The following is a 20,371-nucleotide window of genomic DNA, read 5'->3' as shown; positions in this document are numbered from 1 at the left end:
CGCGCGCGGCTCAGGGCATCAGGGAGCGGTCCTTGCGCACGTAGAGCAGGTAGGGCCGAGTCTCCTCCATCCGCCACGGCTTCCCCTCGTAGCGCTCGCGCCCCTCGACGCGTTCGCGCATGAAGCGGAACCAGAGGCTCAGGGGCCCCTCCAGGTCAGGGGCCTCGGGCAGCGCATCCTCGGTGGTGACGAAGAAGACCGGCTCCGCGCGGATCAAGGCCCGGCAGATGTCCTCGAACACCCCCAGCCCGAAGTACTCCTTGACCACCCGCGAGGCGTTCAGGGGACGGTTGTAGAAGATCCGATGCGCGGCGGGACGGTCGGCGAGGACGTAGATCTGCGGCCCCGCGCCCCACACATAGATCGGGTGGCCGGGCATCGTGCGATCGCGGATCATGTCCGCCACGGTCGCAGCGGCACGCTCGGCGCGGTCCTCGGCCCGCGAGGCGTACGTGTGGTAGGCGCGCCATTCCGTGTACACGAAGCCGGCCGCCATGCCCGCAGCCAGCAGGGCGAGCATGATGCTGCGCGTCTCGAGGCGCCCGCGCGCGTCCCGAGTCATGAAGCGCTCCGACGGGTTCGTCGCGGCCAGGGCGGCGCCGATGGCCAACGGGGGCACCACCTGAAGGAAGTCTGCCGGAACAACCTGACGGGTGGTCAGCGCCGCCGCCAGAGCTGCCACGCCCCAGTAGGCCACCAGTCGGGTCTGAGGGCTGAACCCCACCGAGAAGGCATGCAGCGCCCAGCCGCCCGCGAATAGCCACAGGGCGCCCTGCTCCGGCGCCAGCGACCGGACCACCTGCCAGTGGTATCCCGGCGTGCGGAGGGCGACCGGCAGCCAGCGGTAGAGCATGTTGTAGACCACCGCGCTGCGCCAGAGTTCGTGGAGCGCGCCGCGCGACCAGAAATAGACGGCGAAGCCGGCCAGAGGCACCGCGGCCGCCCCCAGCACCAGAGCCGGCCGGAGCACCCACCGCCGGCCCCATCCATCCACGCCCCACCGCGTCGCCGCGGCCCACGCCACGATGGCCAGCGCGTAGAACAGCGCAAGCAGTTCAAAGCACGCCGCCAGCCCGGCAAGCAGCCCGCTCGCAAGGAGCCAGCGCGCATCCCGGCCCTCGGACCGCAGGGCGGCCAGCATCGCGGTGATCACCAGGCAGTTCACCGCAGGCCACGGCCCCAGGCAGTCGCCCTGCACCAGGAGCGCGCCGCCGAAGAAGCCGCAGACGCCGGCGGCCACGACCGCCTCGGTATGCCCACACCAGGCGCGCACGAACGCGTAGACGAGCAGCACGCCGATCAGGTCGAGGGCCATCATCACGACCCGGCACGTCTCGGGCATGGCTTCGCCCGGCGTCACGCGCGGCGAGGCCCCGGGCTGGCCGACCAGCAGGTTGGCCAGCGCCTGCTCGAGCCGGGCGCCGGCCGGGGCGAGGTACCGCACCGTGACCCCCGACAGCAGGTACAACCCGGGGGCCTCGTGGTCCCAGGCATCGCGGTAGGGCACCGCGCCCTCGAGCCAGCGTTGGCCGACGTACCCGATGGTGCCCGCCGACGGCCCCATCGGGAACTGCGTGAGCGGCAGGCGGATCGCCACGGCCAGCGCGAGGACGACGAGCATCTGGCGCACCATGCGACGCCGCGGCGGGGGCACTCGAACGGGGTTGTTGGTCTGAGCGGACATCAGGCCCGCCAACCCTCCAACGACCATACGGGGAGCTTCGGATCGGCGGCGCAGCGGTCGTACAGCGCGCCGAGGGTAGTGAACGCGAAGTCGGCCAGCAGCCGCGGCACCTTCACTCGCAAGGCGTCCAGGCGAGCATAGTGCAGCACACGCCGGGCCAGCGGCAGCGCCAGGCGCGGCTTGCCGGGGTCGAATTCCGGCGGGTGGATGTAGACCAAGGCCGGCCGTCCCCCCCTGCGGAAGCGGCGCATCGCCCATCGCACGAACCAGTAGGGCAGCAGGCGCAGGTAAATGCCGCCGGCGAAGGGCAGGTTCCGCACGGGCAAGCGGAGCACCGACGGCGGGAACTCCAGGAGCGCCCGCCCGCCGGGCGCGCGCAGGCGATACGGCCCTCGCGGCGCGTCGGGCACCCCGTACAGGCTCGTCCGCGTGGGGTAGATGCTGGAGTCGTAGGCCAGCCCCTCGTCGGCCAGAACATCGAGCGCCCAGGGGCAGGCGCGAGTGATGGACCAGTAGGCCGCCCGGAAGCCGCGGACCGGGGCCTTCGCCTGCGAGCGCAGCAGGTGGAGCGAGCGGCGCAGGTCGTCCCGGAAGTCGTTGGGCGAGAGAGTGTAGACGAGGCGGTGCTCGTAGCCATGGCAGGCGATCTCGTGGCCCGCCGCCTCGATGGCCGGCACCAGGTCGGGGTGTCGCTCGGCCACGTGGCCGAGGACGAAGAAGGTGGCTCTCGCCCCCCGCTCGGCCAGGCACGCCAGCAGGCGCTCGGTGGCCGCGGCCACGCGGTCCTCGTGGCGCAGCCAGTTTGCCGGGTCCACCTCCAGGACGGAGTGATACCAGTCCTCCAGGTCCACTGTCAGGGCGTTGGGAAGGTCGTTGTAGATCGTCACTTCTCCACCTGCTTCGTGGAGGCGGACTCCATCGGGTGCGCCGGCCGCTGGATGCCGCGGGTGGCCTTCCAGAGGCGCCAGAGGCCCTTGAGGGCGTTGGGCACGCGGCGGAGGATGTTGACGGGCGCGGGGCGTTTCTCTGTGATCTCCAGGGGGATTTCGCACAGGCGCAGGTCGGCGCGTTCCATGCGGATGACCAGCTCGGTCGTGAAGATGTCCTTGTCGGTCTTGCAGGCGTCTACCAGCGGGCGCACGGGCGCAGCGCGGAAGGCCTTGATGCCGTGCGTGTCGGTGCCGGTGAAGCCGAAGACGATGCGGAGAAAGGTGTTGAAGCCCCAGGTGATGAAGCGGCGGATGAGCGGGCGGCGGTCGCGGGCGCCGCGGGCGCGCTTCGAGCCGATCACCGCGTCGTACTTCTTGAGCAGCACGTGGGCGATCTCGACGAAGGGGATGTCGTAGAAGTCGATCTCGAAGCACACGATGTTGTCGCCGCGCGCCTCGCGGATGCCCATGGCCAGGGCCGCGCCGTAGTTGGGGATGGGACATCGCAGCAACCGCACTGTGGGGAACTCGCGGCACAGGCGTTCCCCGATCTCCACCGTGCGATCTCTGCTGCCGTTCTCGCACAGCACGAGTTCGTAGGGCAGGCCGTACGTGGCCAGGCCGCCGGTCAACTCGCGCACGGAGGCTTCGAGGATTGACTCCTCGTTGTAGATCGGGATGAGGATCGAAATGGCCGGGCGGGTGTCAGTCTCGGTGGTCAAGTCTCATGCCTCTCCAGCAGCCGCTGCGCGGTCTCGCGGCCTTGCAGCAGCGCGTCTTCCATCGAGGAGTACTCCCAGCGCCCGTAGCGGCCGATGGAGTAGATGTCGCGCTTCGCGAGATGGCGGAGGATCGTCTCGGTCGCACGGCGACGGTGCGCGTCATAGATCACGTAGGCGAACGGGATATCGAGCTGCCATTCGATGGCGATGTCGCGGCGGCGGCGCAGCCAGCCCATCTCCCGGAGGCCGTCGAGAATCTGCCGCCGGACGCGCGAGCGGTCGAGCGGGCGGGCGGGGGGGTAGGAGACCTCAGTCCACACGGCGGCGCCACCGCGGGGGGCCATCGAGGCCGCGACGTTCGAGAAGCAGCCCACGCGGTAGAAGGGGAAGCGCCGCTCGGGCACATAGACCCACTGCCGCCCGTCGGTGGCATCGCGCCCCAGGCCGAGATTCACCGAGTAGAGCGAGGCCCAGCGGAGCCTCGCCGCCGCGTCGCGCACGCGGTCGGGCACGGGGCGCAGGCGCGCCACCAGCTCGGGCAGCGGCAGGGTGCTCACGAGGGCCGCGTAGTCGGCGCGCGAGCCGTCGGCGAACTCCACGCGGCGGCGCCGCGGGTCAATCGCCACGGCCTCGGAGCCGACGCGGATGGGGCCGGCCCGTGCGGCGAGCGCGCGGACGAGCGTTTCGATGCCCCCGGCGCGCGGGTAGCGAAACGTGGCGTTGTAGCCCTCGCCGGAGGCCTTGTCGGTGAGCGCGCCTTCGATCACCTGCTCGATCGGAGCGGGCGGCACGTAGCGCCCCATCCACTCGGTGCTGAGGAACCGTGGGTGAATACCCCACAGCTTCTCGTTGTAGGGGATCATGAAGTGCTTGGCGATGCCTGCTCCGAAGGTCTCGTGAATCCACTGCTCGAAGCTTTGGGGCTTCGATCTCATACGCGTGGCGTTCATTCGCGCCGATTCGCGTGATTCGCGGTCGAGCATCGCCTGGATGTAGCCCAGGAGCACTTCCTTCACGGTCTCGATGGGCAGGCCGAAGGTGTTTGTCTGAAACGGATAGCGGGTGTAGACCCCCTGCGACCAGACCCAGGAGCTGCGGACGACCGTCGCCAACTCGCGTCCGAGCAGGCGGCCGGCCAGCCGCGCCATCTCGGGCGTGCGCAGGTGGAGGAAGTGGCCGGTGCAGTCGAAGGTGAAGCCGCCGCGCGCCTCAGAGCGGCACAGGCCCCCGGGGCGCTCCTCGCGCTCGTGGAGAGCAAGAGCCCGGCATCCCGCTCGGCGCAGATGATACGCTGTGCTCAGGCCGGCCAAGCCAGCCCCAAGGATGATGATCATCGGCCTATTCCCGGCGTTCGGGGCGGTCGGGGGATCCGGGCCGCAGCCGCGGCCGCGTGAGCGAGAAGCGCAGGATGTGCCAGAGGGCCGCCAGGCCGTCGCGCCAGGTGATCTTCTTGCCGTGTGCGTAGTCGCGGCCGAAGTAGGCGACGGGCACCTCGTAGATGCGGCAGCCGAGCTGGGCCACGCGCGCGATCAGCTCGGGCTCGATGCCGAACCGCTCGCTGCGGAGCACCAGGCGGCGCAGGAGCTCGGCGCGGAAGACCTTGTAGCAGCACTCCATGTCGGTGAGGTTCAGGTTCGTGAGCACGTTCGAGAGCGTGGTGAGCAGGCGGTTGCCCTGGTAGTGCCAGAAGTAGAGCACGCGGTGCGGCCCGCCGAGAAACCGCGAGCCCACCACCACGTCGGCCACGCCGTCCACGATCGGCTTCAACAGCGCGGGGTAGTCGGCGGGGTCGTACTCGAGGTCCGCGTCCTGGATGAGGATGATGTCGCCCGTGGCGGCCTCGATGCCGGTGCGCACGGCGCGGCCCTTGCCGCGGTTGGCGTCGTGGCACAGGAGCCGCACGCGCCCCGGCGGCAGGCTCTCCAGCACGCCGCGCGTGCCGTCGGTCGAGGCGTCGTCCACCGCGATGATCTCGTGGGCCAGGCCCGTGGCCTCGACGCGGCGGAGGATTTCCTCGATGGTCGCGCGCTCATTGTAGACGGGCATGACGACCGAGAGCTTGAGGCCACGGAGGCCGAAGGGCGCGTCAGGCATTGGGTTCCCCTGCCTTGGGGGCGACTCCGATGGCGGCGTAGAGGTCGAGCAGGGCGCGTTCGGCAGCCGCCCAGTGGTAGCGGCCGCGGCCTGCCGCGCGGGCCCGGGCCTGGCATGCGGCCAGGCGGCCGGGCTCGAGCAGCTCGCGGAACGCGCCTTCGAGCGCGCGCGGCGCGAGCTCCGGCACTACGATGCCGCAGCCCTCCTCGCGCACGATGCGCCCGAGCTCGCCGCAATCGTTGCACACCACGGCCCGGCCCGCGGCGAGGGCCTCGAAAAGCTTGTTGGGCGCGCTGAACCGCGCGTTCCGGTTCGCCGCATCCAGGCCGTGATAGACCGCATCGGCCATCGAAGTATACAGCGGAACCAGCACGGGGTCAACAAAGCCCAGGTAGCGGATGCGGGGGCACCGGGCGGCGGCCGCGCGCACGTCGCCAGCCGCCGGCCCGTCGCCGCCCACGAGCAGGACCACGCCGTCCACGGCCTCCACGGCCTCGAGCAGGGGCGCGATGCCGCGGTCCACATTCAGCCAGCCGATGTAGGCCACGAGCAGGCGGCCCTCGGGGGCGGCCTCGCGGCGCCGGGCCGCCAGGGCCGCGGGGTCGAAGGCGAATTCGTCGAGGCGCTTCCAGTTGCCGACCACCCAGGCGCGTCGCGCCCCGCGCTGGCGGAGGTCCGCCGCCAGCAACTCGCCCACGGTGAGCACGGCGTCGGCGCGGCCGATCAGCAGCCGTTCGGCCCAGGTGACCGTTCGCTTGATCCACGGCGCCACATTCGCGCCGAGCATATCGGCATAGCTCTCGTGCGCGTCGTAGACCAGGCGGCAGCCCTTCACCGCGGCCGCCAGCCAGCCGAGCGGCAGGGTGTCGAAGTCGTGGCAGTGAATCGCGTCGGCCCGCAGCTCCAGGAGGCGCCAGAAGGCGCGCCACCAGAAGGCCAGCAGGTAGAGGGCCTGAAGGGAACCCAAGTGGTGGCGGCTGCGCGGGCCGAAGCGCTCGAGGCGCACCCCGTGCCACCGCTCGATGGGCGGGCGCTCATTCTCGCGGTCCCAGGCCAGGATCGTCACCCGATAGCCGGCCGCGGCCAGGCTCCGCGCCTCGTTTGCTACCCGGGGATCGGGCAGGAAGGCGTTGTCGAGGAGCATCACTATCGAGGGTTGTGAGTGGTGGGTAACGATGGCCATCTCCGGTCAGGGGACTTCCAGCTCGACCCGGCCGAGCGGGCGTACGGCGGGCTTCGGGTTGCCCAACAGGCGGCACGTGAGGAGGCGAAGCGCAAAGCGCGCCAGCCGCGTCCCTCGGCCCACCGACGCGGCATCGGTCGTGCAGTGCCTCAGCGCCAGCTCGGCCCGGCCGCCACGGGCCCGCCATCGCTTCGGCGCGACGAGGAAGTAGCTGGCCGAGGCCTGGGCCGGCATGGACGCTGTACCGAGTACCTTGCCCCCGTCGTCGAGAAACCGCACCTGCCACTCCAGCGTGTCCCCAGGCAGAACCCTCGGCGTCCCCGAGAGCTCGGCGCCGAGCAGGAGCAGCGACGAGCCGTCGCGCGCCGGCACCACCTTGCAGGCGAGTTTCTCCAGCGTGACCCCGGCACCCAACTCCTGCTTCGCCAGGCGTCGGAGGATGCCATCCGCCCACGACCCGCCTCCCTCCGGGTCCGGGCCAAAGGCGACCAGAGAGCCGCAGAGCGTCGCGGGGCCTCGCCCCTGCAACGCTCCGAAGAGGTCCGCGTCGCCGCACGGGTGGGCGAGGGGCGCAAAGACCCTCGTGGTCGGGCCCAGCGCCGCCAACTTCGCCGGCGTGTCTGCGTACTCGACTACTGCGCGGTCGGCAACGAAGCGCATCTGCTGCGCATAGTGGAGGACGAATCCGCTCTTCTCCTCGAACGGCGTGTGCTTTGCGAGGTCGGCCGCCCAGCGCACCTGTTTGTGGCGCAGCGGCTCCCAGCGGTCCGTCTCGGTCACGACGTAGAAGGAGCTGAGGAACAGCACCGCGGCGCCCCCAATGCTTGCGGCTCCGCGCCAGCGCCCTCCCCCACGTGCCCAAGCCTCGACCACCAGCGCCACCGTCACCACCACGGCGGGCAGAAACAGCAGATGGTAGTAGGGATGGGCGTAGAAGATCGTTGGGAACGCGGCCACGTAGGGCAGCGGCCAGAGCCAGAGCAGCAGCACATGCTGGTCGCGGCGGTTCTCGCGCGCCCGCACGGCGGGCCAGGCGCGGCGTGCCAGCCACACGAGCGCAAGGAGCGAGAGCGGCGAAAGCTGCAAGACGAACTTGCCCAGGAAGTCGGCCAGGAGGGTCGTCGCCGGGATGTGGCCGACCTCGGGCGCGCTGCCGCCGACGGCCCAGCTCCGATAGGCTTCGCCGACGGGCTGAAGCAGGTTGCCCTCCTGCGGAATCGCGCGCGCGTAGGCCATCAGGCCCACGAAGCAGGCGAGAGCTGCCGCCGGCAGAGCCAGCATCGCGCCGCGCCGCGCTCGCGAGCGGTACACCAGCGCGTGCCCCGCCAGCGCGAAGCAGAGGACGTAGGCCGGCCAGTCCGACAGAAGGCCGACCACGCAGGCCGCGAAGAGCAGCCCGAAGTCGCGTCCGCGTCCCGACTCACAGTACCGAAGGTAGAACAGCGACGCCAACGAGGTGGACAGCGCGAGCGGCGTGCCCACAACGTCCACGAATGCCCCGCCATAGCGCACGGCGATCGGCACCGCGCCGGCCAGGGCAGCGGCCCAAGCCCACGCCGGCGTGGGCGGCCCGTCGCTCTCCCGCGACATCCGCTCGGCCAGCACGGCCAGCACGGCCACGAGCGCGAGGCCACAGACCAGGTGCGGCAGCCGCACGGCCCAGGTTTGCGGTCCGAAGAGCGCCACACCCGCCGAGCTCAGGAGGGGCGCCAGCGGCGGGTGATTCTGGTAGTACACGCGTTCGGGCCGCGGCACCACGGGGCCGGGCGTCGCGATTTGCGCCAGTCCCATATCGGGGTACCCGTACTTCAGGTAGTTCCGCGCGATCATCCCGTACACGCCATCCTGGTGGCGGGGAATATCCACCAGCACCCACCAGCGGCCGACCAGACCATAGATACCGGCAAGGACAACGAGGGCGAGGATGAGTCGCCGCCCCGGATGGTGGATGCCTGGCATTTCCCGTCTCCCAGCAATCAGCGCCGCTTGCCGAAGCGGTGGCGGATGAGGATCCAGATGGCGCGCAGGCCATCCGTCCAGCGGATCTTCTTGCCTTCCTCCAGCGACCGCGGCTGGTAGCGGATGGGCACCTCGACGATGCGGTGGCCGCGGCGGCACACCAGCGCGGTCGCCTCGGCGCAGAAGCCGAAGCCCTCCTCGCGCAGCGGCAGGCTCTGGAGAAGCTCGGTCTTGAACAGCTTGTAACAGGTCGGCTCGTCGGTGATGCGCTGACAGTAGAGCACGCTGGCCACCAGGCTCACGAGCCGCCCGCCCCAGTAGAAGCTGCGGTAGGAAAACGGCATGCCGCCGCGGATCCGCGAGCCGTAGACTACGCTGGCCTTCTCGCGCTCGGCGGCCTCGACGAGCCTCACCAGGTCGTTTGGGTCATATTCCAGGTCGGCGTCCTGGATGATCGTATAGGCGCCGCGGGCGCGCGCGATGCCGGTGCGCACGGCGGCGCCCTTGCCGCGGTTGGCCTCGTGGCAGACCAGTTCCACCGCGGGGTGGGCCTGAGCGAAGCGGGCGACGATGTCGCGCGAGCCGTCGGTCGAACCGTCGTCCACGACCACGATCTGCATGCGCAGCGGCACCGCAATGAGGCGCTCGAGCAGCTCGGCCACTGTGGCCGCCTCATTGAACATGGGCACGATCACGGCGAGTTGGGCATCGCTCGGCGAGCCCTGCGCGGCGGGTGCGTCGGTCATCGGGAGTGCCTATCGCCTCCGGTCAGGAACAAGAGGTCAGGGCCTGCCGGTCGGAGCGGCCGCTGAGACACCGTCGGGGCCGAGCGGCACGAGCGAGAAGCTCGCTTCGTCCCACCGGTACAGGTGCCGCCCAGGCCGGGCCGCGATCAACCTGTGGTTCTGCTCGCCAAGGTCACGGACGTAGAGGATGGGGCCGGCAATGGCCGGGTCGTTGCGCGCCACGGCGGCCACAAGCCTCGAACTGCCGGCCGTGGTGTGCGGCACGGGGAGGAATACGATGGCCGGCCGCTCCGCTTGAGCTTCCACGGTGTCGAATACCCGTAGGTCCACGCCGTGGAGGTTGCGGTACTGCGGCAACTCACGGACGAGCGTGACCGCCGTGCCATAGAGAAAGCAACCGGCGAGGGCCAGCGTCAGCGTCGCCCGCACGCGGTCAGGAGGGAAGCCCCTCGCGATGAGGCGGTCGTGCAGGGCCGCCAGCCCGGCTGCCGCCAGAATGGCCGCCAGCGGGAGAGCCTCGAAAACGTAGCGTGGGCCGCTCATGCCGATGGACACGTTGCTCCACCGCGTGTAGACGAGGGCGAGCGTGAGCCCGGCCGCCCCGAGCAACAAGGGCGATGCGCGCCCTTCCTGGCGCCTTGCCCCCGCGAACAGCACGAGCCCCACGAGGGCTCCCAGCGCCGGGATCGGCCAGTGGTAGGTGGCGGCGTCGAAGCGGAACGCCATCTCCAGGAAGTTCGCCACGCCTACGACCGGGCGCCATCTCCAGCCCGGAACCAGGATGGGGTCGGCTCCCAGCTTGTGATTGCGCAGCACCACTTGATAGCCGGAGAGCAGGGGGTTCCCCGTTGTCGCCGCGTTATACGCGAGCAGTCCGGCCAGCGGCACGGCCAGCGCCACGGCGAAGGCGATGGCAGGCATCCAGGCCTGGCGTGGGCGCCGAATGAGCCAGGCCACCCACACGGCGGCAAACGGCAGGCAAAGACCGAGCGCCGTCCCCGGCCTCGCCAGCGCGCCCAGGCCGAGCAGCAACCCGGCAGCCGCGCCCCAACCCCACGACCCGCAGCGGATCGTTCGCAACGCCGCCGTCATGAAGAGCAACATGAGCAGCAGGCACGGCACGTGACTCAGATACTCGGCCGCGTTGAACACAAGCCAGCCCGAGAGCGCCGTGAGCGCCATCGCGAGCAGCGCCGCCCTGGGGCACAGCACCTCGCGCGCCAGAGAATAGGTCGCGGCCACCACCGCTCCGCCCATCAGCGGGGCCATCAACCATGGCATGCCCATCAGAAAGCCGGCGGCATAGATCAGCGCCGCCACCGGCGGCGCCACGAAGAACCACCTGTCCCCGAGAAAGCAGAACACGACGCCCGTGCGAGCGGGACCTACTCGGGGGTCGAAGAACTCCTGGCCACCCGGCAGCGGCGACCAGAGTCGCCCCGCGGCGAACGTCTTGGCCTGGAAATAGTAGCCCTGCGCATCGTTGTAGTGGGCCTCGCCGCGTAGCATGCCCAGCGATACCCCCAGCGCCAGGCCCGCGACAAGGGCGCTCGCGGCCAGCACAAGCACAGGACGCGGCATCCGCTGCACACCGTCCAGCAGCTTCGAAATGGCCCGGCCCTTCCACGGTCGCGCCAGGGCGCACGCTGCCAGCGCCAGCCCGCCTGCCAGCCAGAAGAGCCGCGCGGTCGTCACCAGGCCGAGTTCCCGGAAGAACATCTGGCGGTACCACCGCGAATCGTAGTACGCAAAGTAATGCAGCCTCCCGCTCGCCCAGCCGATCAGCATGTACGTCGGCACCGCACAGATCACCAGCACGCCCAGGGCAACCGCCACGCGCCAAGGCGAGTTGCGCTCTCCCTGGCGGTCCGTTCCCCACAACGCGCGCCGTGCAAGGACAAAGCCGGCGATCACGCTCGCGAACGCAACCGCGGCGGCAACCGCGGCGAAGACTTCATAGCGCGCCGCCGACAGCGTGACCGTCAGCCCCGCCCTGCGGATGGCGAAGACCATGCCCTGGTCGCTCGGCCTGCGGGCGTACCACAGGAACTCGAAAAACAGGGCCGCGGCGACGCAGAGAACACCGAGCCCCAGCAGGCAGGTTCGGGCCGGGGCCGGGCAACGAGGCTCTGGATGTTCTGGGCTCGCATTCATCTCGCTATCTCAGAGACCTCATTGTACATTTTCCAGGCTCCCAAGTGAACTCGCCGCCGGCCCCCTGCAATCGCCGTCCGGCGGGGGGTGCTGTGGCGGCGCACCTGCCGCGGGACGGATCGCGCGGTTCAACTCTGGCACGGTGGGCCTCCCGGCGGCGGCTCGACGCGCCCGGCCGGCGACAGAACCGGAGAGAGAAGGAACACGGCGCCGACATTGAGCAGTTCGCCGACGCTCAGAAACACGCGCAGCGCCAGCGCGATCGCCGCCGCGAGGGCAAGCGGCATGCTCAGCGACAGCACCCCCGTGAGCACGCCTTCGCGTACCCCGAGCCCGGCGGGCGCGAGGACCACGAGCAGTCCGATGCACAACGAGAGGGCCATCATCCCCGCGCAGTCTGCAACGTACAGAGGGGGCACATCGCAGAAGGCCCGCACGAACAGCCAGAATGCGGCGCCCTGCATCGCCCACACGTTCAGGTAGCCCGCGATCAACCGCAGCATGGTCGGGTAGGAGAGGCCGGCGACCTCGATCGGCCGCCCTAACAGCAGGCCGCCCAGCCTCACCACGCGGCTCACCAGTGCCGGGTGGAGCAGGCACAGCCCAAGCGCCGCCACGCCCGCGCTGACCCATCGGTAGTGGCCTGGCACCCCGGAGCCCGACACCGCGAGCCACAAAGGCACCACGAGAGCCGCACTGATGAGGTTGAGGGCGATGTCGTACAGCACGCTCAGCATGGCCACGCGGAGCGGCACCCCCTCGCGCGCGCTGAGGTACGAGCGCGCGGCCACCATCGCCACCTTGCCCGGCACGTAGAGCCCGAGCGCGGCATAGGCGAGGATTCGGTACGCCTGCCAGGCCGAGAGACGCCCCCCCAGCGCGCGCAGCACCGCCCGCCAACGCAGGCTCACGGCGACTATCGAGACGCGGAAGGCCACGAAGGACGCCGCCACCAGCCACCAGTTGGGCACGAGGGCCCCCGGCGGCAGGCGACGCCACTGGCGCAGGATCACCCAGGCAAGCCCGCCGAGGATGCCGAGCGCCAGGGCGAAGCCGCCGACGCGACGCCAGCGGCGCGGTGCCATGTTTCCCGGCGCACGGACCTCCACGAGGCCGCCCTCTGCGGCACCCTCGCTCCCTGGCTCCCTCACGCCACCCACGCGTGTCCCCTTGGCCCCCCTGCCCGGCAGTCACTCACCGCGGCGCTTCCCCCGCTGGCGGGCCACGTAGACGAGTTGGTGGCTCAGAAATCGGGGGCATGGAGGTGCCAGATAGACCAGTTGCAGGCCCACCGAGCGCACCGCCACAACCTCAAACCCCGTGGCTTCGAGCATGCGCACCATCCAGCGTCGGGGGAACGAGTAGTAGTGCTCCGTCGTGTAGTAGAAGCGCCGGATGTTGAGCATCTCGCAGATCACCTGGGGAAAGCCCAGCGGGTTTGGCGTTGAGAGCACGATCCGGCCGCCCTCGGCCAGAAACGGGTGGAGGCCGCGCAGAAACTGGTAGGGAGCCTCCAAGTGCTCGATCAGCTCGCCGAAGACGATCGTATTGAACTGCCGGCCGCCCACACACGCCGCCAGGTTCATCGCGTCGCCTTGGATCTCCTCCGCATACCCCGAGGGGCTGAGCGGCTTCATCAGGTCTACGCCCACCGTGTGGAACCGAAGCAAGTGCGGATTCGGAAGCTGCGCATACCCGATGGCAAGCACGTCAGGGCCGACCACCTCGCGGGCGAGCGTCCGCAAGCGGCGGTTGTCATAGGCACGGGACCCGATTGGCACAATAGCTCTCCGACTGGTCCTGAGCCTGCGCGCGGGGCGCGCGCAGGCCTCCACCTCCACCGACCCATTCCAGCATTCCCCGCCAGGAAATGGCGCTCTGAACGTGGCAATGCGCGTTGCCGGACAGAGCGCTCGCAGAGTCCCTATCATTCTACCCTCCGCCGCCGTTAAAACACGCCAAAAATCGTTCGCGCCAGAGCATCAGGTTCGCCACGCGCCAGATTGAGCCCGCGGAACTCGCTTGCCCCTCGCGGAAACGTCTCCATAGCCGGCTCAAGCGGCGCGGATCCCACCAGCCGAAATCGCGCGCGATGGCTCGCTCCACCAGATCGGCGAGCGGCCCCGCCGAGGCGGAGCGGATCCAGGCCCTCTCGGGCGTGGCGAAGCCGATCTTGTCGTGCCTCGCCAGAATCGCGGCCGGCACGGTGCCTGCCATGGCCTGCCGAAGGATCCATTTCGTGGTCCCGTCGCGGATCTTGAACGAGGCCGGCAGCGAGAACAGGAATACCACGAGCCGCCAGTCCATGAAGGGCAGCCTCGACTCCACCGAGTGCGCCATGGAGTTGCGGTCCTCGTACCGCAGCAGGGCCGGCAAGCCGTCCCAGGCGAAGACCTCATAGAGGCGCTGGTTGAGCCGGCCGCCGAAGACGGATGGGCGTTCGGCGGCGATTCCGGCGGCGAGGTGGCGCAATGGTGGGGAGACCCAGGAGGCCTTGTCCTCATGACTGAACCGGTTGGCCAGGCGGATCATGCGGCGGTGCGAGGCAAAGCCGGCCAGGGTGCTCAACCAGGCGTAGGGCAGACTCCGGCGATGGTTCCGCGCGTAGGCGGCCGCCTCGTGCCACCACGCGACGAGCCGGCCGGATGCAAGCAGGCCGGCGAAATGCACGGGAAAGAAGTACGGGTAGCCCGCCAGCGTTTCGTCGGCGCCCTGGCCGTCGAGCGTCACCGGCGTGCCTTCGCGCCGCGCCAGCTCGAAGACCTTGAATTGGGCGTACATGCTGGTCGTGCGCACCGGCTCCTCCTGGTGCCACACGAACCGCTCGAGGTCGCTCAGCAGGCTCTCGGCTGTGGGGCGCGTGACATGGCTTTCAACCCCGGTATGCTCCACCACGAGGTCAATGTAGCGCTTCTCGTCCAGCTCGAACCCCTCGTAGCAGGCCGAGAACGCCTTCTGGTTCCCGGCGCGGAGGAAAGGCCGCGCGGTGCAGACGACCGACGAAGAGTCGAGCCCGCCCGAGAGGGCGGTGCCCACGGGCACATCGCTCCGCAGGCGCACCCGGACCGCATCGCGGAAAAGCCTTCGGAACTCCTCGAAGCACGCCGCCTCGCTGTGCGGGGGTTCCTTGAGATGCTCGCGAATGTCCCACCACTTGGCCAAGCGCAGCTGTGGGACAGGCGAGGGAAGCTCCAGCCGCAGGAAGTGTCCGGCCGGCAGCGACCAGATGCCTCGAAAGAACGTGTGTTCGGTGCAGTTGACGCGGCGGTGCACCAGGTAGTCGGCGATCGCGGTGTCGTCGGGCTCGCGGCGCACCCACGGGGCCTCGAGCAGGGCCTTGATCTCCGAGGCGAACACCAGGCGCGTGCCATCGAAATGATAGTGCAGCGGCTTCACCCCGAAGCGGTCGCGGCACAGGATCAGGGCGCCCTGGCGGGCGTCCCAGAGCCCGATGCCCCACATGCCGTTGAACCGCGCGAAGCAGTCCACACCCCAGGCCTCGTACGCCCTGAGCACGACCTCGGTGTCGCCCGTCGAGCGGAAGCGGCAGCCGCGGGCCTCCAGCTCGGCCCGCAGCTCGACGTAGTTGTACACCTCGCCGTTGAAGACCAGCCACACCGAGCCGTCGTCGTTGCTCATCGGCTGCGCCGCGGCGTCCGTGAGGTCCAGAATCGCGAGCCGGCGGAAGGCGAACCCCCCGACCGGCCGCGGCACGGCCGGCGGGGGAGCGTTCCGCGAGAAACCTCGTGAACCATGCGGATCGAGCGAGAGCAGGGCGAAGCCTTCGCCGTCCGGGCCGCGGTGTCGTTGCGCGTCGGCCATGCGGAGCAACAGCTCCACCGGCGGCGCTTCGCCGCTGCACCAGATCAGGCCCGCGATGCCGCACACAGTCGTCCCCCCAGGTTGGCGCCCGTCGCCGCAACGAGACGGTGTGAGGAGTCTACGACCCTTTCGATGCCAGGACACCGGTGATGCCAAAGCCGTTGTGATTGGCGAATGTCTTCCGCATTCCCTCGAAACCGAGCGTGCGGAACCAGCCTGTCACTTCGTCGGTCGTGTGGTGCCAGGCATATCGCGGCGACAGCGCGTCGAAAAGCGAGAGCTGCATCTCGCGCACCGTGCGCCGCGTGTACCGTTCGCGCCCGGCCAGTGCATTGTAGACCCTCACGAAAGCCCAGAGCGGCAGGGCGCCGCTCCAGCACACGCCGTGCAACAGCCAGTGGGGCAGGCGGCTCGTCACGGGACGCGCGGCGCGGAACGCGAGGTAGACTGAGTAGTCGAACCAGTTCTTCAGCTCGGTGGAGTAGACCTCGATGAAGCAGGCGCCGCCGGTCTTGGCCCGCGCCGCCACGCTGCGAAACCCTGCGGCAGTGTCGGGAGTGTGGTGCAGTACGCCGGCGCTGTGGACCAAGTCGAACGCGTGCTTTTTGAACGGCACATGGTGCGCGTTGGCCTGCACAATGTGCACGTTCGCCGCGTGCTCCCGTGCCACGGCACGGAGCCTGGCTCGCACGTAATCCACTGAGAACGACAGATCCATGGCAAAGACCTCTGCGCCGGAGTCGCACAGCGCCAGTTCCACTTCGCCATGGCCGCATCCCACGTCGAGCACCGTCTTGCCCCGCAATGCGTCCGCGGCGAGCCCGAACGAGTCGAGAAAGAGCTGCCTGCGAGCGGCCACGCTGCGCCCCCAGGCGCTCCCCGCTGCTCCTAACGCGGCCCATTCCGACGTGAAGCTCCGCTGGGTGTGAGCGAACTGCCTCTCGAACGCATGGTCGCGGGCCCCGGCTTCGCGGAGGGCGATCTCGCGCACTGGCGGGGGAAGCGCCTGGACCTGATCTCCCATCACAGGAAGGAATCTGCCCATCGCTGCCGGGAGTAGCCGCGGGATCCCGACCACGACTGGATACACGTGACCTCGTTCGCACTGGAGCACGCCGGTTTCCACCTCGCTCGCGGAGCGCTCTCCGGGCTCCCCCGCCCAGAGACGGAAGCCGCTCTCGCACTGCGGGCAGGCCAGAAGCTCAAGCAGGCGTTGTCTCATTGCCGGACCTCTCCTTGCCGTTCTGCCTGGGCTCGGCGACATAGACCACGTCGTAGCTCATGAATGTCGGGCACCAGGGGACGAAGAGCAGCAGATTCAGGCCCACGGGGCGGGTCTTCGCCAGCCGAAAGCCTGTCACTTGCAGCATGTGGGCCACCCAGCGCGGCAGGAAGCTGAACATGTGCTCCTCCGTGTAGTAGAATCGGCGGCTGCCCAGGAACTCGAAGAGCGCTTGAGGGAAGCCCAGCGGATTGGGCGTGGAGAGCACGAGCCGGCCGCCGCCGGCGAGGAAGGGATGCAGGCTCCGCAGGAATGCGTATGGGGCCTCGAGGTGCTCGATGATGTCGCCGCAGACGATGCTGTGGAACTGGCGCGCGCCGAGGGCAGCGGCCAGGTTCATCGCATCCCCCACGATTTCCTCGGCATAGCCGGAGGGCTGCTTCGGCCTGGCGAGGTCGAGGCCCACCGTGCGGAACTGCCGCAGATGCGGGTTCGGCAATTGCGCGTAGCCGATGTCGAGCACGTCGGGGCCGAGCACCTCGCGGGCGAGCAGCCGAAGCCTGCGTCGGTCGTAGGCAGGGGACCCGATGGGCACGGTGGCTCTCCCGGCGCCTCAGAGGGTGGTCGCAAGGACGTCCACAATACGTTCGGCGGCCCGCCCGTCCCACAGCGGCGGAGCGGCCGGAGGCCCGGGCGGTCGGGCAAGCGCCCGGCGGCTTTCGGCGATGATTCGGGCCGGATCGCGGCCGACGAGCACGTTGGTGCCGTGCTCGATCGTGGCGGGCCGCTCGGTGTTGTCGCGCAGCGTGAGGCACGGCACGCCCAGGATCGTCGTCTCCTCCTGGATGCCGCCAGAATCAGTCAGCACCAGCCGCGCGTTCGACATCAGCTTCAGGAAGTCCAGGTACCCCAGGGGCGGCACGGCGTGCAGCCCAACCGGGCCGGCCGCCTGGCCTGGGGCGAGCGGGAGGAGCCGCGCGCCGAGCCCGGCGGCCCCGAGCTGCCGGGCGGTGCGCGGGTGGATGGGGAAGATGATGGGGAGTGTGCGCGCCACCTCGTGCAGGGCGTCGAGCACGGCCTCGAGCATCCGCGGCTCGTCCACGGTGCTGGGACGATGCAGGGTGAGCACGGCGTAGGGGCGCGGGTCGGCGCCGAGGCCCAGCCGCTCAAGGATGGGCGAGCGTTCGGCCCGCGCACGGCAGCGGAGCAGGGTGTCAATCATCGTGTTGCCGACGAAGTGGATGGCCCCGGCCGGCCGCCCCTCGCGCAGCAGGTTCGCGCGGGCGCCCGCCTCGGTGGTGAACAGCAGGTCCGAGACGGCGTCGGTGACGATGCGGTTGAGTTCCTCGGGCATCGAGCGGTCGCCGCTGCGCAATCCGGCCTCGACGTGGCCCACCTTGATTCCGAGCTTCACCGCCACGAGCGAACAGGCCACGGTGGAGTTCACGTCGCCGACGACCAGCACGATATCGGGCCGCGACTCGGCGAGCACGGGCTCGAAGCGTATCATGATCTCGGCGGTCTGAGCCCCGTGGCTGCCCGAGCCGACGCCGAGATTGACGTCGGGAGCGGGCATCTCGAGCTCGCGGAAGAACACGTCGCTCATCCGCTCGTCGTAGTGCTGGCCGGTGTGGACGAGCCGGGGGCGGAAGCCGCCGCGCGCTGCCATGGCGTGCAGGATCGGCGCGGCCTTCATGAAGTTCGGGCGCGCCCCCACCACGATCACGGCACGGATTCCAGGCGAGTTCTCCCCGTGGTGCGTCACGCGGTTCTCCGGGGCCGTTGGCCGTGGGCGAGGCCGTCTATGAAGCGGACCATCCAGTCCGTGAGGTCGCATTTGTCGGCGAGCATGCGCTGGCGGCGCTCGGCGAAGGCCGCGCGCCGCTTTGCATCGGCCGCCCATTCCGCGGCGAGGCGGAAGAGGTCGCCGGCCTGCTCGGGCCGGAAGCCGCGCGTGAGGCCGTAGCGGTGCTCGAGTTCCTCGAGGTAGCTGAGGTGGCCGACAAACGTGTTGCAGCGCAGGCTCGGCGTGCCCAGGACGGCGGCCTCGCACGCTACGGTCTGGCTGTCGCAGACGACGAGATCGGCGAAGGCGAGGACGTCGTGGAACCGGTCCGGGGGCACGGGCAGCCTGTGCGCGTCGAAGGGAGACGTGAGGGGCGCCTCGGAGCTGACGAAGACGCGCCCATAGCGCGCAAGCAGCTCGAGCAACTGGAGCTTGGTGACTGCCGGGAGGCCCCGGGCCTTGGCGTCATGGTGGGCTTCCAGGCTCACGAAGCGCAGCAGGAAGTACCGCTCGCCCTCGCCCACGCCCAGCTCGGCGCGCACCCGCGGGTCGGGTGTGAAGCGGCTGGGGTGCAGGTAGGCCAGCTTGTGATAGCTCGGGTGCTTGATGTGCTTGGGGCCATAGTCCTCTTGGATCGCGTCCGGCGTGCAGATCCAGTGTGCGAAGGGGTGAGCCAGCGCCGAGACGAGCGGCACAGCCTTGCGGTCGTCGTCGTTGAAGAAAATGGACGTGCCATGGACGAGGCGCGAGACGTGGGCGGCCGAGGGCGACGTTCCGATGAGGAACTGCGGGCGAAAACGCCGCGCTCGGCGCCAGAGGCGCCAGTCGCGCTGGATCAGTTCCAGGCCCAGGCCAAAAAGCCCGCGCCGCTGGCGCGTGAGGGTCTCGAAGGGGATGCCGTAACGGGCCAACAACGCGGTGACGACCTCCTTCTCTCTGGCCGTGGTGAGCACCTGGTCGCCGCGGTCCCGCCAGATGCGAATCGCGTTGCGGAAGAGGTGCACGTGGGCCGGATGGCTGATGTCCACCAGGATGCGCATGTGGGCCTCACGAGCCGCGCGGGGGCGGCGCGGCGGAGCCATCGCGGCGCGTGCCGGGGGCCGCTGTCGGACGGTTCAGCGGCTTGTTGTGGTCCATGTCGAACCACATGGCGAACAGCAGGAACTGGATGCCGGAGATAAAGAGCGTCATGGCGGCCAAGGCATTGGTCTTGGGGATGACGCCGTAGGTGCTCCAGTGGACGAGGAGCCGCGCGCCGAGCGCCAGGCAAGCGGCGAGAAGCAGGGCTCCCACAGCGTAGAAGAAGATCAGCGGATGGAAGTCGCGGATGATGTACTTCTCCTTCATCCGCCACAGGAAGCACTTGAGCAGGAGCCACGACATGCGCGGGATGACGCTGCGAAGGCGGATGCCGCTCTTCTCACCGATGTTGTAAACAGGCGTGACCGGCACATCGGCCACGCGAAAGTTGTAGACGTTGAGCATGACCAGCAGGTGGTTGGGGTAGCCGTAGCGGCGATAGAGCTTGTCCAGCGGCAGGGCGGTGAGGACCTGTCGGCTGACGGCCGTGTAGCCGGTCTGGCTGTCGGCCACGTTCCAGTAGCCCGATGCGACTTTGGTCAAGAGGGAGAGGAACGCATTGCCGAGGTAGCGGGTGCGGGGGATCTTCTTCCAGGCCTCGCCGGTGAAGAGGCGGTTGCCCTTCACGTAGTCGGCCGCTCCGTCCACCAGGGGGTCGAGCATGGCGGGCAGGTCGGCGGGGGCCATCTGCGCGTCACCAGCCATCACGGCAGCGATCTCGATCCCGTCCTCGACGGCTCGGCGGTAGCCGGTGACAATGGCCGCGCCGACGCCCTGATTGCTTTCATGGCGGAGGAGCACGATGCGGCCTGGCTCCCGCGCAGCGTACTCGGCTACGCGAGAGGCGGTCTGGTCGTGGCTCGCGTCGTCCACCACGTAGATACGGTCCACGAAGGCCGGCATCGTCTCGAGCACGCGGCCGATCAGGGTCTCTTCGTTGTAGGCGGGCACCACCACGCCAATCTGCCGTCCGCGATACATGCGACTCTC

The 20,371-nt window shown here is 69.6% G+C and carries 17 protein-coding genes; all 17 read right to left on the bottom strand.

The window, feature by feature from the left end; genetic code table 11:
- Positions 1–10: 10 nt before the first annotated feature.
- A complete protein-coding gene (locus tag PLE19_01465; protein HPD13587.1) occupies positions 11–1,684 on the bottom strand; it encodes a hypothetical protein in 1,674 nt (557 codons plus the stop codon).
- Complete coding sequence (locus PLE19_01460) at positions 1,684–2,571, bottom strand: DUF3473 domain-containing protein (protein HPD13586.1); 888 nt, start codon at positions 2,569–2,571, stop codon at positions 1,684–1,686. The genes PLE19_01465 and PLE19_01460 overlap by 1 nt, the downstream gene beginning before the upstream one ends.
- On the bottom strand, positions 2,568–3,335 hold the full coding sequence (locus tag PLE19_01455) for a glycosyltransferase family 2 protein (GenBank protein HPD13585.1): 768 nt from the start codon (positions 3,333–3,335) through the stop codon (positions 2,568–2,570). The genes PLE19_01460 and PLE19_01455 overlap by 4 nt, the downstream gene beginning before the upstream one ends.
- Positions 3,332–4,669: an FAD-dependent oxidoreductase gene (locus PLE19_01450; protein HPD13584.1), complete on the bottom strand. Its 1,338-nt coding sequence runs from the start codon at positions 4,667–4,669 to the stop codon at positions 3,332–3,334. The genes PLE19_01455 and PLE19_01450 overlap by 4 nt, the downstream gene beginning before the upstream one ends.
- Positions 4,670–4,673: 4 nt before the next feature.
- Positions 4,674–5,429, bottom strand: coding sequence for a glycosyltransferase family 2 protein (locus PLE19_01445; protein HPD13583.1), 756 nt, complete (start codon positions 5,427–5,429; stop codon positions 4,674–4,676).
- Positions 5,422–6,612, bottom strand: coding sequence for a glycosyltransferase (locus PLE19_01440; protein HPD13582.1), 1,191 nt, complete (start codon positions 6,610–6,612; stop codon positions 5,422–5,424). Before PLE19_01440 ends, PLE19_01445 begins: the two co-directional genes overlap by 8 nt.
- Positions 6,613–6,618: 6 nt before the next feature.
- The gene (locus PLE19_01435) at positions 6,619–8,571 is read right to left on the bottom strand and encodes a glycosyltransferase family 39 protein (protein HPD13581.1); all 1,953 of its coding nucleotides are present in this window, start codon (positions 8,569–8,571) and stop codon (positions 6,619–6,621) included.
- Between the two features lie 17 nt (positions 8,572–8,588).
- Positions 8,589–9,317 (bottom strand): glycosyltransferase family 2 protein, encoded by a 729-nt coding sequence (locus PLE19_01430; GenBank protein HPD13580.1) that lies wholly within the window; start codon positions 9,315–9,317, stop codon positions 8,589–8,591.
- 36 nt (positions 9,318–9,353) lie between these two features.
- Positions 9,354–11,471: a glycosyltransferase family 39 protein gene (locus PLE19_01425; GenBank protein ID HPD13579.1), complete on the bottom strand. Its 2,118-nt coding sequence runs from the start codon at positions 11,469–11,471 to the stop codon at positions 9,354–9,356.
- Positions 11,472–11,599: 128 nt separating this feature from the next.
- Positions 11,600–12,631, bottom strand: a complete 1,032-nt coding sequence (locus PLE19_01420) for a lysylphosphatidylglycerol synthase transmembrane domain-containing protein (GenBank protein ID HPD13578.1) — start codon at positions 12,629–12,631, stop codon at positions 11,600–11,602.
- A gap of 30 nt (positions 12,632–12,661) precedes the next feature.
- Positions 12,662–13,252: a methyltransferase domain-containing protein gene (locus PLE19_01415; protein ID HPD13577.1), complete on the bottom strand. Its 591-nt coding sequence runs from the start codon at positions 13,250–13,252 to the stop codon at positions 12,662–12,664.
- Between the two features lie 151 nt (positions 13,253–13,403).
- Positions 13,404–15,359: an asparagine synthase (glutamine-hydrolyzing) gene (asnB, locus tag PLE19_01410; protein ID HPD13576.1), complete on the bottom strand. Its 1,956-nt coding sequence runs from the start codon at positions 15,357–15,359 to the stop codon at positions 13,404–13,406.
- Positions 15,360–15,411: 52 nt separating this feature from the next.
- Positions 15,412–16,515: a methyltransferase domain-containing protein gene (locus tag PLE19_01405; protein HPD13575.1), complete on the bottom strand. Its 1,104-nt coding sequence runs from the start codon at positions 16,513–16,515 to the stop codon at positions 15,412–15,414.
- Entirely contained in the window at positions 16,496–17,110 is a 615-nt protein-coding gene (locus PLE19_01400; GenBank protein HPD13574.1) for a hypothetical protein, read from the bottom strand. Before PLE19_01400 ends, PLE19_01405 begins: the two co-directional genes overlap by 20 nt.
- Before the next feature lie 18 nt (positions 17,111–17,128).
- Positions 17,129–18,280, bottom strand: a complete 1,152-nt coding sequence (wecB, locus tag PLE19_01395) for a UDP-N-acetylglucosamine 2-epimerase (non-hydrolyzing) (GenBank protein ID HPD13573.1) — start codon at positions 18,278–18,280, stop codon at positions 17,129–17,131.
- Positions 18,277–19,341 (bottom strand): hypothetical protein, encoded by a 1,065-nt coding sequence (locus PLE19_01390; protein ID HPD13572.1) that lies wholly within the window; start codon positions 19,339–19,341, stop codon positions 18,277–18,279. Before PLE19_01390 ends, wecB begins: the two co-directional genes overlap by 4 nt.
- Before the next feature lie 7 nt (positions 19,342–19,348).
- Positions 19,349–20,362 (bottom strand): glycosyltransferase family 2 protein, encoded by a 1,014-nt coding sequence (locus PLE19_01385; protein ID HPD13571.1) that lies wholly within the window; start codon positions 20,360–20,362, stop codon positions 19,349–19,351.
- Positions 20,363–20,371 lie beyond the last annotated feature (9 nt).

The sequence above is a fragment of the Planctomycetota bacterium genome (assembly GCA_035384565.1).
In the GTDB taxonomy this organism is placed as follows: domain Bacteria; phylum Planctomycetota; class PUPC01; order DSUN01; family DSUN01; genus DAOOIT01.
The sequence above is the reverse complement of the archived record's forward strand: the minus strand, read 5'-3'. Positions and strand labels throughout refer to the sequence as shown.